General features: G+C 52.0%; 16 protein-coding genes and 1 pseudogene. All 17 read right to left on the bottom strand.

Annotated elements, in window-relative coordinates; all coding sequences use genetic code 11:
- Positions 1-8: 8 nt before the first annotated feature.
- Positions 9-833 (bottom strand): TSUP family transporter, encoded by an 825-nt coding sequence (locus CDH47_RS03230; protein WP_100638369.1) that lies wholly within the window; start codon positions 831-833, stop codon positions 9-11.
- A 186-nt stretch (positions 834-1019) separates the two neighbouring features.
- Complete coding sequence (tehB, locus tag CDH47_RS03225) at positions 1020-1586, bottom strand: tellurite resistance methyltransferase TehB (RefSeq protein WP_100638368.1); 567 nt, start codon at positions 1584-1586, stop codon at positions 1020-1022.
- Positions 1587-1671: 85 nt separating this feature from the next.
- Positions 1672-2433: a metallophosphoesterase family protein gene (locus CDH47_RS03220; protein ID WP_100638367.1), complete on the bottom strand. Its 762-nt coding sequence runs from the start codon at positions 2431-2433 to the stop codon at positions 1672-1674.
- Between the two features lie 44 nt (positions 2434-2477).
- The gene (locus tag CDH47_RS03215; protein WP_100638366.1) at positions 2478-2945 is read right to left on the bottom strand and encodes a DUF1643 domain-containing protein; all 468 of its coding nucleotides are present in this window, start codon (positions 2943-2945) and stop codon (positions 2478-2480) included.
- 57 nt (positions 2946-3002) lie between these two features.
- Positions 3003-3908 (bottom strand): universal stress protein, encoded by a 906-nt coding sequence (locus tag CDH47_RS03210; protein ID WP_239985556.1) that lies wholly within the window; start codon positions 3906-3908, stop codon positions 3003-3005.
- Positions 3850-6258, bottom strand: a complete 2409-nt coding sequence (locus CDH47_RS03205; RefSeq protein ID WP_100638364.1) for a Lon protease family protein — start codon at positions 6256-6258, stop codon at positions 3850-3852. The genes CDH47_RS03210 and CDH47_RS03205 overlap by 59 nt, the downstream gene beginning before the upstream one ends.
- Positions 6259-6324: 66 nt before the next feature.
- Positions 6325-6693, bottom strand: a complete 369-nt coding sequence (locus CDH47_RS03200) for a DUF3703 domain-containing protein (RefSeq protein WP_100638363.1) — start codon at positions 6691-6693, stop codon at positions 6325-6327.
- 67 nt (positions 6694-6760) lie between these two features.
- Positions 6761-7159, bottom strand: coding sequence for a nuclear transport factor 2 family protein (locus tag CDH47_RS03195; protein WP_100638362.1), 399 nt, complete (start codon positions 7157-7159; stop codon positions 6761-6763).
- A gap of 36 nt (positions 7160-7195) precedes the next feature.
- Entirely contained in the window at positions 7196-7414 is a 219-nt protein-coding gene (locus tag CDH47_RS03190; RefSeq protein ID WP_100638361.1) for a VF530 family protein, read from the bottom strand.
- Between the two features lie 18 nt (positions 7415-7432).
- Positions 7433-8296: a phytanoyl-CoA dioxygenase family protein gene (locus CDH47_RS03185; protein ID WP_100638360.1), complete on the bottom strand. Its 864-nt coding sequence runs from the start codon at positions 8294-8296 to the stop codon at positions 7433-7435.
- A 70-nt stretch (positions 8297-8366) separates the two neighbouring features.
- A complete protein-coding gene (locus CDH47_RS03180; RefSeq protein WP_100638359.1) occupies positions 8367-9449 on the bottom strand; it encodes an endonuclease/exonuclease/phosphatase family protein in 1083 nt (360 codons plus the stop codon).
- Complete coding sequence (locus tag CDH47_RS03175; RefSeq protein ID WP_100638358.1) at positions 9446-10063, bottom strand: 2'-5' RNA ligase family protein; 618 nt, start codon at positions 10061-10063, stop codon at positions 9446-9448. Before CDH47_RS03175 ends, CDH47_RS03180 begins: the two co-directional genes overlap by 4 nt.
- Before the next feature lie 249 nt (positions 10064-10312).
- Positions 10313-10540: pseudogene (locus CDH47_RS03170) on the bottom strand (diguanylate cyclase domain-containing protein); the annotation flags it as partial.
- 537 nt (positions 10541-11077) lie between these two features.
- Positions 11078-11767 carry a retron Ec48 family effector membrane protein gene (locus tag CDH47_RS03165; RefSeq protein ID WP_100638356.1) on the bottom strand — a complete coding sequence of 230 codons (690 nt, stop codon included), beginning with the start codon at positions 11765-11767 and terminating at the stop codon, positions 11078-11080.
- Positions 11764-12966, bottom strand: coding sequence for a reverse transcriptase family protein (locus CDH47_RS03160; protein ID WP_205077490.1), 1203 nt, complete (start codon positions 12964-12966; stop codon positions 11764-11766). Before CDH47_RS03160 ends, CDH47_RS03165 begins: the two co-directional genes overlap by 4 nt.
- Positions 12967-13608: 642 nt before the next feature.
- On the bottom strand, positions 13609-14673 hold the full coding sequence (gene fba, locus CDH47_RS03155; protein ID WP_100638355.1) for a class II fructose-bisphosphate aldolase: 1065 nt from the start codon (positions 14671-14673) through the stop codon (positions 13609-13611).
- Between the two features lie 49 nt (positions 14674-14722).
- Positions 14723-15883 carry a phosphoglycerate kinase gene (locus tag CDH47_RS03150; protein WP_100638354.1) on the bottom strand — a complete coding sequence of 387 codons (1161 nt, stop codon included), beginning with the start codon at positions 15881-15883 and terminating at the stop codon, positions 14723-14725.
- Positions 15884-15908: the final 25 nt, after the last annotated feature.

The raw sequence follows: 15908 nt of genomic DNA, 5'->3' as shown, positions 1-15908 counted from the left end.
TAGCGCGTTTAAAGCAATGCGCTAACCATACCCACACCACTAACCACCAACAGCACCCCCCCGAGCATGCGGAAAAACACCGGCGTGTCTGCTTTCAGAATGCGTTCGTGAAAACGCAGCCCGATCACATGCCCTATGGCAGCGCAGGGCAATAGCCACAAGTGGTGGATCAACTGCAGGTCAAGCCCAACCCAGATGAACGCGGCCAGCTTGATCAGCACCAGAATAAACCAAAGACCAAACAGGGTATCGCGCAGTTTCTCCCGTGCCACGTGTTGGGACGCAACTGCAATTATCAGAGGCGCGCCGATCAGCGAGGTACCGCTGATGTACCCACCTGTCATGAGCAAGATCACATCCACGGTTTTACTTCTGCTGCGGAAAGGTCGATTGATGATGTACGACACCGAGTAGACCGCCACAATCACAAAAATAATCGCGCTCAGCACATGTGGCGGCAGCGTAAACAGGCCGAACACGCCAATCAGTTTGGGTACCAGCATGATGCCCAGCATCCGCCAGAGGTAGGGCCAATCAACCGTGCCTTCGGGTGCTTTGGAGGCTGCATCTGGCCCGAACCCGGTCAGCTTTTGGCTGCCATCACCGGCTTTACCGGTTCGGCTTTTGCGATTGTTCATCCAGATGGTCAGAGATGAGAAAAACAGCAGGTGCACCGCAATGATGGGCAGGAATATTAGCGGGTCATCTTTCACCAGCAACAGGAACGGCAGCGACAGCACCGCTCCCCCAAAGCCCAGGCCAGAGCGCACGAAGCCGCTCCAGATAAAAATCAGTGCGACCAGGGCATACTGGATTAGAGAAAAATCTGACATACAATCCCGAGCAGTGAAAAAAACCGCCCCAGTTTAACGATTTTCCCAAGGCTACGCAGAAACTATTTATTGGCCCGGACACACACCCATTCGGCCCCGACAGTGTCGCACACAAGGATGCTTCGACAGAGATCCTACTAGCGACAAATATCCTAAGGGGCTGTTCCTGATTAGCGACCACTGCATCTAGCCAGGTTTCCGAGCCAACATCGTAGCAAACTGCAACTGGGCGCCATTATGCATAGTGCCCAACTCCTCGTTGTACTTAACCAGCTCCCAGCCCTCGTAAGCTATTCTCAGCTGCCCCGATTCGAGGGTAAACGGGAAGGGAACGGGGCAAGGGTATTCCGGGGTATTCATGGCGCAAACAATCAGGTTATAGCCACCGGGCAGAGTGCGTTCTTGCATGTCAGCAATCACAGCACCCACACGGGCCGGATCGAGAAACATCAAGGTTACAGTGCAGGCAATCAACCCATAATCGGCACCAAGATCGGCATTATTGATGTCGTACACCTTCGCCTCAACATTGGTGATACCCTCTTTGCTGACAATTTGCTGCAGCATGTTGATAGCACCCGGGTTGTTATCCACGGCGGTTACATCAAAACCAAGCTGGCTCAGGTATAACGCGTTACGCCCATTGGAGCAGCCCATATCAAGGGCTTTACAGGGTTCAACAAGATTGCACGCCTCTACCAACTCGCTGTGCGCAGGGTTCAAACCGTGCCGGCTATTCAGATCTGTTGTCATGATATTCACTCGACTTTGAATTAAGGCATCCATCATACTTGTTTATGGGCATAGTTAAATGGCAAAAATCAAAGCCTTCCCGGGCTCACACTTCAATGATTCTGTCTGCAGCAAACAGTGGTGGATCGTATTCTTTTGGATAGGCGCCTGGGTTAGCCACAACGCGGGTGCCTTCAACTTCAAGATCAACAGGCTCATGAACATGGCCGTGAACCCACAAATCCATCTTCCCCATCAGCGCCCGCAAATCCGACGCAAAGGCTGGTGACAACATATCCCCTTGGTATTTTGGTGGAATGCACTCGGGCAGCGGCGCATGGTGGCTGACCACTACTCGCGGCCCAGAGGCAGGTTCGCTTAATTCCGCCTCCAGCCATGCAATGGCTTCTGCATGCAACTTTTGGCTTTCATCAACCGTGAATATCTCTCCAACTGGCTGCTGGATAATCCGAAAATCCGGCATGAACGCCAGCGCGCGCTGGCGGGTTCCCACCGGATCATCGTCAGGTTGGCCAGCATACAAAGCAAAATCTGTCCATAGCGTGGTGCCGTGAAACCTCACACCGTCAATATCAATCGTATCGTTATCAAGCAGGTGAATCCCCACCCGCTCCGCTTCGGCACGCAGTGCTTCACGGGCCTTGGGCATGCTGGTTCCATAGAACTCATGGTTGCCTGCAACGTAGATAATCTCCTGTCCACCAAATCGCTCCGCCGCCCAAGCCAGGCCTTCGGTTGTGCGGTGAATGTCGCCCGCAAGAATAACCACATCCGCGGCGACCTCAGGCAGTTCGCGGCCTTCTTTAAAACTCTCAACGTGCAAATCCGACAGTATTCGCAAACGCAAAATCACATCTCCCTGGAGAACAGCGATAAAAGTCGCGGCTTTTTTTAAATACCCATCGGCACAGGTTTTCTATCCGCTTTCTGGTACAGCGGGTGCGCCGGTTCACCTGACTTGTTCAACTTCAAACAGTGCAGGTTCGGCAGAAGCTCTTTTACCTGCTCAGACCGACCCAGAAACGAACCGTCATTGCCCCATGCAGCCACAACCAAACCCGCATCGTCAGACAGCTTGATAAGCCACTCGTTGTTCTCGGAGCCTATCGGATCTGCAGCCGCCTTCATATCATTAGGTGCAGTGGCGCGAAACGCAAAAATATTGGCCATGCACACTCCACCAAATCCCCAGGATTTCGCATAGTTCATGCACCGAATCAGGGTTGGATCGTCCGTCGTCTCATCCGCAGTGGATGGGTTGAGCCCAACAAACATCACATAGGGCTTCGATTCATCCCAGGTTCGCCAGAGGGCGAAACGGTATTTCCTGCAATCGGATAACTTAGCTGTGTTTTTCAATGCTTACTCTCTGCTCCCTTCTGTCCAACTTATAAACCTTGCTCTGCCCAATGCGGGTCAAGGCGTAACCGTAATCGGCAGGTTCAACTCCGACAACAGGGCCTCTGCGCCCCGATCGGCAAACAAGCTGCTGGTGCGGCTTACTATCAACTGAGTGGCGCCTTCTTCCTGCAGAACCCTCACAACAGCGTGGGCACTGGCCACTGGCACCTGCTTTACCCGGCCAGCAATGCCCTCACTCTGCAGGTAGGCCCGCACGCCCTCCGCCACCCGCTGATCATCTTCAGGGTTGGTGCGAATCAACACACTCAACGGCTGGTTGCTGCGACGGGCCTCTTCGACCCCTAAACGTATCGCGCGGTGATTGGCACCCTGATCATGATTGAGCAGTACCACCACGCGATCCTGGCGCTGAGTCCGAGGCGCTGCCCAGAGCAACACATCACCCGGTGCCTGTCGCGCCAGGTCCCGAGCAGTGGAACCCAGTCGACTTCCGGGAATACCGGACCAACCGGCCCGCCCCAGCACAATCAGATCTTCCGGCTGCATCAGATTCAACACTTCCTCTGCCACCCGCCCCCTACAGAGCTTCAGAGTCTGAACCAGCCCCCTGCCAGCCATGGTTTGCTGCAGCGAACTCCGGGCCTGCACCGCCAAAGCTTGCATGCGAGCCTCCAGCGCTGCCGCGTCAAACGGGCGGGCCAGCCCGGAACTGCCGCCTACTTCCCGGGCAAAACCATAACCGGCGGCGCGCAGCAGGTTGGTCTCTTCCACAAAGATACCCAAAACCTCTGCATTACGTGCCGAGGCAATTTCGGCAGCGGCTTCCAACGCGGCATGGCTCAGGCGCGAGCCATCCAGCAGAATCAGAACTCGGCCGGCCGACAGTGGCGCTTTCGGTTTGTCAGTGGTCGCCGTTGTTGTCACCACGATTGCCTCCGCTTCCGCTCGTGTCATCGTCATGTTTTTTGCTGACTTCGGCAAACTCAGCCAGCCGATCGGCCACCAGGCGGTTAAAGGTATTCTCCGGGTAAATACCATCGGCATCGGGAACGCCCGCTTTCATACCGATCAGAAGCTCAATGGCCTGATCAATATGGCTGATTGGGTAAACACTGAACCGCTCTTCCCGCACGGCTTCCCGAACCTGCTCGTTGAGCATCAGGTGCTCCACGTTACTGGCTGGAAGCAGCACGCCCTGGCCATCCACGCGCCCAGAAAGAGCACAGACATTGAAAAAGCCCTCAACTTTCTCGTTCACACCACCCACAGCCTGAACCTCGCCGTGCTGGTTCATCGAACCGGTCACCGCCAGTGACTGCTTCAAAGGAACGCCGGTAATGGCCGAAAGCAACACACAGGTTTCTGCCACCGACGCGGAATCCCCTTCCACGCCACCGTAGGATTGCTCAAACGCCAGACTGGCAGACAGCGAAAGCTCCCCCATCGGGGCATAACGGTTGGCCAGAAAGCGGGACAGAATCATTACCGCCTTGCTATGAATCGGCCCGCCAAGTTTGGCTTCCCGCTCGATATCCACCACCTGCCCTTTACCAGGGCGCGCAGTGGCGGTTATGCGGGCTGGCTGGCCAAACCGGGTGGCGCCAATCTGCATTACAGAAAGACCATTCACCTGCCCTACCTGTGCACCCTCGGTAGCAATCATCATGACGCCCCGACGAATCTGCTCCAGACTCCGCTCACGAATACGGCTGGCCCGGTACTCCCGCTCATCAATAGCCTGCTGCACATGTTCAGCACTGATGAGGCTCTGATTATCCTGACATGCCCAATGATCTGCCTCGGCGAGTAGATCCCTCAGCACCCGATCGTGGGCTGTGAGCTTTTTCTGGTCGCTGGCCAAGCGGCTCGCATGTTCAATCACCCTTGCCACCGCAGCCTTGTCGAGCACCTTCAATCCGGAGGCCCTGGCCATGGTGGCAATCATCCGGGCATAGAGCGTGTAACTGCTATCATCCCGGTCCAGATCGTCCTCAAAATCTGCTTCCACCTTGAACAGATCCAGAAAGTCCGGGTCGTAATGGGCCAACAGGTAATACAACATGCGGTCACCCAGCAGAACCACCTTCACGTTCAGCGGAATCGGCTCCGGCTGCTGGCTGACCGTGGTCGCCAGGCCATACAAACGCTCCAGCGATTCAATCCGGATTTCACCGGAGAACAAAATACGCTTCAGGCTCTCCCAGGCCAGAGGCTGGGTAAGAATGCGGCGGGCGTCCAGAATCAGGTAGCCGCCGTTGGCCCGGTGAAGGGAGCCGGCACGTATCAGAGTAAAATCGGTATACAAGTTACCCTGGCGGGCCCTGTGTTCAATCTGCCCACTCAGGTGTTGATGGGTGGGCAGGTCTTCATACACCACGGGGGCTCCCAGGGTTTCAGCATTGTCGACCAACAAGTTCACCCGGTACCGGTTCAGTAACCCGGTGGGCGCACCCTTCTCGTTATCCTGGAAGGCTTCGGCGTGCTCCACTATGTCTTCCCGTACCGCATCCAGGTGGGCGACTACCGCGGGCACATGTGCCCACTTTTCACGCAATTCACCGATGGGGCCACCGAGGGTGAGCTGCACCATCTCTTCATTAAGCTGATGTACCCGCTCCCGCACCTCCTTGCGCAATCGCGGAACCTGCTGAATCGCCTGCTGAAGCTTTTGCTGAAGATCTTCAACCTTGGCTTCAACCAACTCTTTCTCCTCATTGGAGAAGGTTTCGTACTCCTCAGGCTCGATCACCTCGCCGTTGCGCATTGGGGCAAAGGAAAACCCGGCGGGCGTGGATACCATGGCAATATTATTGGCGTTCGCCTCTTCCTGTATAACAAGCAGCCCTTTCTGCTGGCGGCGATTCACCTCCTCCTGCAGTTCCTGAATGCGGGATTGGTACTCCTCACTTTCGAACGTAGCCGGAACGGCCGTTTTCAGTTCGCCGACCAGATCATCCATATCACTTCTGAAGGTTCGACCGTCGCCCGGCGGCAACTCTATGGCGCCAGGTTTGTCTGACTGCTGGAAATTGAACAGATGACACCAGTCGGGCGGCACCGGCTTGGCGGCAGCATGACTGGCCAGAAACCGCTTTACCAATTCGTGCTTGCCGGCCCCCGTGGGCCCCAGCACAAACAGGTTGAAGCCACTGGCTGCCATGCTTGCTCCGAACTCCAGGGCCCGCAGCACGCGATCCTGACCAAATGGCAGATCAAGGTCTTCCAGCGTTTCTGTGGTTTCAAAGTCCAGTTTCTCCGGTGGACAGCGGTGGTAAATCTGGCTCTCGGTTAACGCCGCGGGTACAGCCATTCTTACTCCTCAGGATTCCTTGTTTTCGAGTTACCTTTTCTGCACTCAAGACCGAGATGGTCTTGCCTATATATGAGTCTTGGCTTTTTGAATCAATGTGGCAAGTTCCGGCTCAATCGGCATGTTTTTGAACGGGCTGACGTTCGCGCCACCCGTATTGCCCTGAGGAACCAACCCAAACACTGTTTTCGTTGCCGCTCCCAGTATCCGAAAGCCTTGGCCGAACGCTTCTCGGGCTGAGCGGTTTCGCAGAGCCCAACCCAGCATCAGCACGTGAACCTTAACGTGCCAATACGTTGATTCCTGCCCGATTACGTGGGCCCGCTCCAGATGGGCAAACTCCTGCTGCGCATCACCAGCGGAACCCGCTCGCCTGGCATTCGCCAGCTCAGCCTCAACATGCGGTGCTATTTGCCGTGAAAACTCGGATTGCATAAAAGCCTCCTTGGGGGGATATCTTGTTATCTGCAAGGCTGGCACTGCTCAAATGAATTGTTGGCTGCTAGCTTCCACCCTTTGCTGCCGCAAGCATAGCGCCCATGCGCTCATGGATAACAGTGATTGCCTTGAGCGGGCGAACCATTACCTTGAACTCGATGATCTGGCCACGCTCGTTCCACTTGATGATGTCGACTCCGTTTACCAGAATGCCATCCACCTCTGTTTCAAACTCCAGCATTGCATCAGTGTTTCCGATGATTTCTCGAACATACTGAAAGCTTGGGTTGAAGAAGACCTGGAAAGCAGCGCTCAAATAGGCTTTGGTCAGCGCCTTGCCGCGCTGTGGGGTGTGAACGATTGGAGAGATGAACACTGCGTCGTCTGCAAGCAGGCTGTCCAAGCGGGATGGGTCACTGGATTTGACGAGTTGGTGCCAGGCTTCGATTGGGTGTTGGTTCATTAATTTGGTTCCTTTGAAATCCGGAGGCTATTAGCCTCAAGCAAACGTTGATATATACAAACCCTCAACCTTATCCCTGGCCCACTGGGTTTTGCGCAAAAACTTCAGGGATGACTTGATCGACGGATCGCTCTTGAAGCAATTGATATTGACCCGCTGAGCCAGCCCGTCCCAGCCGTAATGTTCCTGCAGCCGTGTTACGACTTGCTCCAGCGTGATGCCATGCAGAGGGTTATTCGGTTGCTCATTGCTCATGCGTTTAATACACCATAGTTAGCTGTCATTTTTCTTCCTGCTCAACGTGCGCTTGGGGTGCATACCGTTCACCATGCCCATAAAAGGCGGGTGAATCGAATAGCCAACCATACTCAGCAATTGTTCCGGAATGGCGGCCAAGGTTTCCTGGTTCAATTCCAGAAAGAAATTTTCCTGCGGGCGAAGCCAAGGCTCACAATACTGACAGGTAACCGCCAGGCGTGATGAGGCTGACTGGTTGCTACCGCCACCGTGCCAAGTGGTGCCAAGAAAGAATACAACCGATCCCGCAGGCATAACGGCTGGAATCACCTTGCTGCGATCGGTCACTATCTCCTGGCCAAGCAAATGACTTTCCGGGATGAGCACCGTTGCACCGTTATCTTCTGTGAAATCATCAATCGCCCAGACCGTAGCGGCACCAAGGGGCTTCCGTGGGCGGGGTATGGGATAGAAGCCATCATCATAATGCAGTGGCTGAGCGGCTTCTCCCGGCAAGATATTGATTATTTGGGCTTGGCTAAGCAGGTAATTTGGCTGAAAAAGCCGATTCAGAAGGCCGGTAATTCTCGGGTGAACGGCAAGGAAATCAATAACCCGGGTTTGTTCCAGAACATTGTAAACCCGCTGTGTTTTCACACCTTCAAAATTATTGCGGCCGGGTTTATTCAACAGCGGCGCGGTTTCCGCACGGATTGATTCCAGCTCTGAATCACTGAGCAACCCTTCGATAATCACATAGCCGTTTTTCTGCAGGGTTTCGAAATCCTGAGCAACCAGCGCTTTGGTCGCTTCCGCCTCGGTGGGCACATAGGCTTTGTGTTTCCGTGCAAGGTCGCCTTGCAGCTCAACAACAGAATCGATGGTTTTGGGTTGGTTCACTTTCGAGTGCTCCTAATGTCGAGCGTCGGAAGCCTCCAAGGCACACCAACAACAGGGATCGTATTATTGTCTACTCACCCGGCGCAGGCACATCTCTCGAATCCACATCCTGCTCTTCAGCGATAGATTTAGCCCAGGACTTGTCATCGGCGTCGGCCTTCACGCCTTCCTGATCTTTACCCCGCACAGGGCGGAACGACAACTCTGTGAACAACCCAAAATGATCTGAACCAAAGTAGGGCAAGCGTTTGATCGAACTCACAGTGAAATGATGGCTATGGAACAGGTGGTCCAGGGGCCAGCGGAGGAAAGGGTATTTAGCGTGGAACGTATTGAACATGCCACGCCCCACTCTCGGGTCCAATAACCCACTGAGCTTACGGAACAACCGTGTGGTTTCTGACCAAGCCACGTCATTCAGATCCCCGGTCACGATTACAGGCTGGTCGCTGTCTACGATTTTTCGGGCAACAATCACCAGCTCAGCATCCCGCTCGGCAGACTCGGGATTCTCTGTAGGGCTTGGTGGCGCAGGATGAAGAAAATGCATGCGCACCTGGTCGCCCGTGCGCAGCGTGAGCAGGGCGTGCATTGAGGGGATGCCGTCTTCAACGAGGTAGGATATTTCTCTTTCATCCAGCTGCAAGCGAGAATACACATGCATGCCATACAGGTTGTCCAAAGGACATTTCATGCTGTGGGGCATGTCCTGTTGCAGCGTATCGAGATGCCCCTGCCACCACGCATCAGACTCCAGCGTTACCAGCACATCCGGTTTGTGTTGGTTAACCAGCCGCAACAAGGCATCGGCTTGCTTGTTGGGTGTCAGTACATTGGCCGTAAGTATGCTTAAAGTGCGTTCGGGGCTGGGGGACTTTGCTCTTTTAACTTCCGTTCGCCAGAAAACCGTATAAGGCAGAACCCACCACAGCTGCCAGGCCAGGCAAGCCGATGTGACACCAACAAGAACCCAGGTTTGAGCTTTGGCATGATCAAGGAGTAAGACTTGCACCAGAATTAATAGCGCTGCAACCACGGCCAGTTGCAGGCGTGGGAAATCCAATCCCCGTATCAACCAATGGGGATGGCGCCATATTGGCAATAGCGTAGCCACTACCAGCAAGCCGGTAGCGATTAAAACGACTAAATTCATAATCCCCCCAATCTGATACGGTGCAAAACCCGATACGGCCCCTGCACTTCATTCGTTTTATATTGAGCGAATACGATTTCATCAACCGTGAATTCTATATCTGGAGATTGTATTTCTGATATGTGCTCTGAGATACGGATCGTATCGTAAGCTTTATTATAAAAGCCAAGGGTGACGTGTGGCGTGTATATTTTCGGGTCACCAGCGTGCGGAGCACTGTTCAAGCATCTACGAATATCGCTTAAGTTATTTTTTGGATCAATAACTTGCAGGTAAGGACAGGTGGGAAAACTGTTGCAGCCGCCTAACCACAAAGGGAAAACCTGCAGATTGCACGCCTCCAACCGCTTGACAGTTTTCATTATCGAGGGCCCGAGGCGAGCGCCATCCTCCATCAACCCTTCCAGAGCCAAGGTAATATGAGGCTGCCGCAAGTAGCCAGAATGCAATTTATCGGAAAGATGTTCTTGATGAGACCTTATTTTCTTCAGGCAATCAGCGTCTGATATTTCAATCGCCCAGAAGCCAAAATGCTCAATACCCTCATGCCACTCGGGAAAGTCTCGCAACTCGGTTTCATACGTCGTTTTATGGTTCAGGAAATCGGAAAACATAAACTAAATTCCGCTAGTACGCTTAAGGCGACTTTGTTGATTAAACCAATGAGCCTGAAAAAAGTGCGATGTCGGGATACCCGTGGTTCACGCAAGAACCGCAACGGATGAGCAGGAACAATATCATGCTGGAGGACTAGTTATTGCTTACGTAGCAATCACATTTATCCGCATAGATATTTTTATCAGCCTGACTCAACAGCGCTTGTACCGATGCTCCGTCTTCAGGGGATAGCGCCGCACCCTGGCTCACATGGCATTGCAGCGTATGATGCTGAATCTAAAATGGCTCAGCCGTAGCCTCTTCAAAGCGGGCATGATTTGCTTCACCCCCAAGTTGTCTTTTATTTGGGGCAGCAAAACTACAAACTCATCACCGCCAGTACGGGCAAAGGTATCCGCGTCTCTCAGTTGCTGTTTGATGCGTTGACTCACCTTCCGCAGCAAAGCGCCTCCCACCTCGTACCCGTAGGTATCATTTACTTGCTTATGGGGGAATTAAGGTCGATGAACAACACGGCAAATAGGTCTTTACTGCGCTGCGCAACTTATTTTTATAGGGTAGCTGGTGCCATCCTTTCATCCTGCGCAGAGGGACCAATGAGAGGCATGGAAGACGGCAGTGCCTTGAGCTCAGCTTCATCATACCCGCTCATTTCGCACATGCGCGGTTTGTTTTAGGTATACCAGCCGTGTATTTTGCACCACGGCAATCCCTTCGTGGGCAGTTTCAACAAGATAACGAAAAGAACCCGCGCCCTCACGCAACTCCTGCACCAATAAATCTTGAGCATCCATAGCTCGGCGGTAAAGCAGAAGGCACTATGCGCCAGCCAGCAACAAAGCCAGCAGAATCAGGGCTACACTCCAGAATAAATATGGGTTAACCCAGCACCCTGCTTCGATTAAAGCTGTTGACGCTTAGGTGTTATCTCCCATAAACAAACTCTGTAATCATGGACACGGCTGGCGCTACATTTAACGCTCGAACCCAGGACAAAAAAACAAAAACACTTAAACATAATCACGATCACAGTCACTTATAACATCACTTAAATCAGTAAACGTGTGATTGACCGAATCAATTAAATTAAAAATCTGGATCTCAACATCATTAAAGTTGTTTTTTGGCAAATATGGCATATCTATCCCAAATGGGGCAAGAGCACGCTTAACTCTATCTTGATGCTTTCGGTAACCATAACCACCTTTTGGAGATTTTATAGATAAATTAGTCTCTTCAATTACACTTAAAATCTCGCTCACAGCATAGAGATACTTCTTGGAAACACTAATATCACCTTTTGAAGAATTTGGAAACGCAAAACCATACCACTTATATACATCTATTTCTTTTAGCTTTAACATTCCAAACTTTACAACCTCACCTTCCAAATACTCCTTAAACATAGAAAGGTGACTAATATGCCCAGAGAGTGCGGTGGACCTCACACTTGTAAGATAATTTTTCAATGCTATATACACACCACTAACAAAAACAAAAATCCATGCAACAGCGGCACCAAACTGCATGATTTTAATTGTACCGGAAAAAGTCTTCTCAAAATTCAATACGCACTGCGACGCCAAGCAAAAATCCTCAAAACTTAAGGAGCTATTACTTAATGTTTGCCAATATGAAAGCACAGAAAAAACAAAGGTTATGAAAGCTATAGTTAGGATCGCACCTATAAAAACCTTCATAACTCATAATCCCCTACAAAAACAGAGAGCTTCTGTAACCGAAAACTCAAATCATCCGCTTCCTGACAATATGTCCTAGCCACAATAGAAACTCGATACTTTGCTAGATGATATCTTCTAGTATACTTCCTTAGCTTTAATCTCTCTGGGTCTAACTTTTCAAGAAATGAAATGGAACTTTCAGCTTTTTCTAAATCTCGCACCGAAGGCAGTGGTATAACATCGACAAGCTCACGCTTAAAATCTCCATGCTTATTGTGACCAACTCGCGCTAATTTATTTACTCTACCCATGCAGCGATCATGCATCGCACGATACGATAAAGATGTTCTGTAGTTATTTATCTTAGACATTCTAACTACGTTTTTCACTGCAGCACGTATTCTTCGCACCTCATCTGCAGGTAATCTTGGGCTAGCGTAGTTAACTCTTAATCCATGGACCTGAAGAGGTTCAATGCCGTCACGGAGTATTTCTCTCTTTCTCTTATTGGCAGGCAGGTCTAGATCAACCAACATCATCTTTATATGATGCTCTGCATATTCAAAATTAAAATCATGACGCTTAGATGATACCGTAATATCATCCACCAATCTTGTATAAATCAACCCCTTCCTAGAAAGCCGCTTAACAACATAACCTTCATTTTGCCAAAAACACAATGTTGCAATATAGCTTGAAGTTAAAGCACCCTGAACAAGAAATCCATTGTAACAACAAATATCAGCTAAACAGTTAGAGACTTCATCCGAAAATTTAAGAAACATCCTAAATATATCGAAAACATGATCTCTATGAATATTATCAAAAAAATTATTTACATCGACCTTCAATAAACTTTTAGCCTTGCAATGTTTCTGGGCGCAAGCTATATAATCTCTACTAACCAACTGACCATCAATATTTATATTTGGCAATGAGCCGAAAAGATACCCAGGCCACTGGATCAAATCCAAAAATATTCTTTTATTGATGCGTGACTGCAGTCTCCGAATCAAAGGATGAGGGTCATAAACTTTACGAAGCCCCCCTCCATTTTTCGGTATTTCTTTCAACCTGTAACACTTGTCGGATTCTAGACTGCGTACCTCTTCCAAATCTTTAACTGTTACACTAAGTGCCTCGGCCAAGGATTCAAGACTTGAGATAGCTTGTTTAGAGGTTTTTTCGGGGAAAAGAGGAAATCTTGGGTCTATCACGATACTTCCTGTATTGATATTGCACTAGGCCGCTCCATACCCAAGGAGAGAAAACGCAGAGTTGCATTCATTAGACTCGCTAAAGAAACAGCCTCTGCGTTTCCGGCCCGTGCAATCACCGACATCTACTGCGTAGCAGTTGGGGCGACTAAATCCCCTGCCGGAAGTGCTTTTCTCAAAGCGCTTCATAAATTCTATGAAGCATCGCTTTAGCGCTTGATGTCTAACTGCAGCATTCACGCGAAACGCGCGAGCTAGTAACATACTATGAAAAAATATCGATATGTCAATAACAGCAACACAAACAATGAAATAAAACGGTAGCAATTTCAGAACAGGGCATAGGTGATAAGCGTAGCTAGCCTGACCAGCAAAAGGGCCGAAAACCGGAAGAAAAAATCTACATCAGAGCCCAAATATCACCGACCGCTCTCTAGAACAAGCTTCCATAGCCTATAACCAGCTACATTCGACCACACTTGGACTAAATGCGCTTGCCTTATGAAAAGCCATTAATCTCAGAGAGTAATGCGAGGCTGTGATCGCTTTTTCGATCGGGTGCCCGCAGAAAGTATCGGAGGAGCTCTCAGGTGGGGAAAAAAGCCCCGGTCAAAATACCCAGGGCGACTTAGTTCAAAATACTTACTTAACCTTAGGGTCCAACTCACCAGACTCATAGCGGTGATACATCAGCTCCAGGTTGATGGGCTTGATCTTGCTGGCTTGGCCAGCACAGCCGAAGGCTTCGTAACGAGCTACGCAAATGTCTGTCATGGCTACCATGGTGGCCTGCAGGAATTTGCGTGGGTCGAATTCGGCCGGGTTCTGGGCCATGAAGCGGCGTACTGCACCGGTGCTTGCTAGGCGCAGGTCGGTGTCGATGTTTACTTTACGCACACCGTGCTTGATGCCTTCTACAATTTCCTCAACCGGTACACCGTAGGTTTCGGGAATCTCGCCACCGAATTCGTTGATGACTTTCAGCCACTCCTGGGGTACGGAGCTGGAGCCGTGCATGACCAGGTGGGTGTCTGGGATGCGGGCGTGGATGGCTTTGATCTGGTTGATGGCCAGAATGTCGCCCGTGGGTGGACGGGTGAACTTGTAGGCACCGTGGCTGGTGCCGATGGCGATGGCCAGTGCGTCTACGTGGGTTTTCTTCACGAAGTCGGCAGCTTCTTCCGGGTCGGTCAGCATCTGGTCCATGTCCAGAATGCCTTCAGCGCCGATACCGTCTTCTTCACCGGCCTGGCCGGTTTCCAGAGAACCCAGGCACCCCAGTTCACCTTCTACAGACACGCCACATGCGTGAGCCATTTCTACGGTGCGGCGGGTTACGTCTACGTTGTAGTCGTAATCCATAGGGGTTTTGCCGTCTTCGCCCAGGGAGCCGTCCATCATTACGGAGCTGAAGCCCAGTTGGATGGAGCGCTGGCACACTGCGGGACTGGTGCCGTGGTCCTGGTGCATTACCACCGGGATGTGTGGCCACTCTTCAATAGCGGCGAGGATCAGGTGGCGCAGGAAGGGGGCTCCGGCGTATTTGCGGGCACCAGCAGAGGCCTGGACAATAACCGGGGAATCGGTTTTGTCGGCGGCTTCCATGATGGCGCGCATCTGTTCCAGGTTGTTTACGTTAAAGGCTGGCACACCGTAACCGTGCTCGGCGGCGTGATCCAGCAGTTGCCGCAGCGAAATCAGGGCCATTTGGTTGTCTCCTTAGTTACACATTAGTTTGAAATCTGGTCAGAAATTCTTACGCGCCGCGCTCTTCCAGTACGGCTACGGCGGGCAGCACTTTGCCTTCCACAAACTCCAGGAAGGCACCACCGCCGGTGGAAATGTATGAGATCTTGTCAGCTATGCCGTATTTGTCAACGGCAGCCACTGTGTCGCCGCCACCGGCCAGTGAGAAGGCGTCGCTTTCTGCGATGGCTTCGGCCAGTGTTTTGGTGCCGTTTCCAAACTGCTCAAACTCGAACACACCCACTGGGCCATTCCACAGAATGGTTTTGGCGCTCTTGAGCAATTCGGCGAACTGGCCAGCGGTTTGCGGGCCTGCGTCGAGAATCATGTCGTCTTCGGTTACGTCGGAGATGTTCCGAATGGTGGCGGTCGCGTCTTCCGCGAACTCGCTGGCAACCACTACGTCGACGGGCAACGGGATGTTAACACGTGAGGCGATATCTCTGGCGGTATCCAGCAGGTCGTGTTCGCACAGGGATTTGCCTACCGGGTGGCCGGCTGCGGCCAGGAAGGTGTTGGCGATGCCGCCACCAACAATGATCTGGTCACACACTTTTTCCAGTGCGTTGAGTACGTCGAGCTTGGTGGACACTTTAGCGCCGCCAACAATCGCGACTACGGGCTTGGCCGGGTTATCCAGAGCCTTGCCGAGAGCATCCAGCTCTGCTGCCAGCAACGGGCCAGCGCAGGCTTCAGGGGCAAACTTTGCCACGCCGTGGGTGGATGCCTGGGCGCGGTGGGCGGTGCCGAAGGCGTCCATCACGTAAACATCACACAGAGCTGCGTATTGCTTGGCCAGGGTTTCGTCGTCTTTCTTTTCGCCTTTGTTGAAGCGAACGTTTTCAAACAGAACCACTTCGCCGTCGGCCACTTCAACACCGCCAAGGTAGTCTTTAATCAGGCGCACTTCCTGGCCCAGGGCTTTGGTGAGGTGGTCTGCAACTGGCTTGAGGGAGGAGGCTTCATCGTACACGCCTTCTTCCGGGCGGCCCAGGTGGGACATCAACATCACTTTAGCGCCAGCGTCTCTGGCGGCCTTGATGGTTGGCAGGGAGGCGCGGATGCGGGCATCGCTGGATACCGCGCCGTTCTTTACCGGCACGTTGAGGTCTTCGCGGATCAGAACCCGCTTGCCAGCGAGGTTCAGGTCGGTCATTTTCTTAATGGCCATGATCTGGGTTCCGTTAATTCAATGA

The organism is Marinobacter salexigens (assembly GCF_002806945.1).
Lineage (GTDB): Bacteria > Pseudomonadota > Gammaproteobacteria > Pseudomonadales > Oleiphilaceae > Marinobacter > Marinobacter salexigens.
The sequence above is the reverse complement of the archived record's forward strand: the minus strand, read 5'-3'. Positions and strand labels throughout refer to the sequence as shown.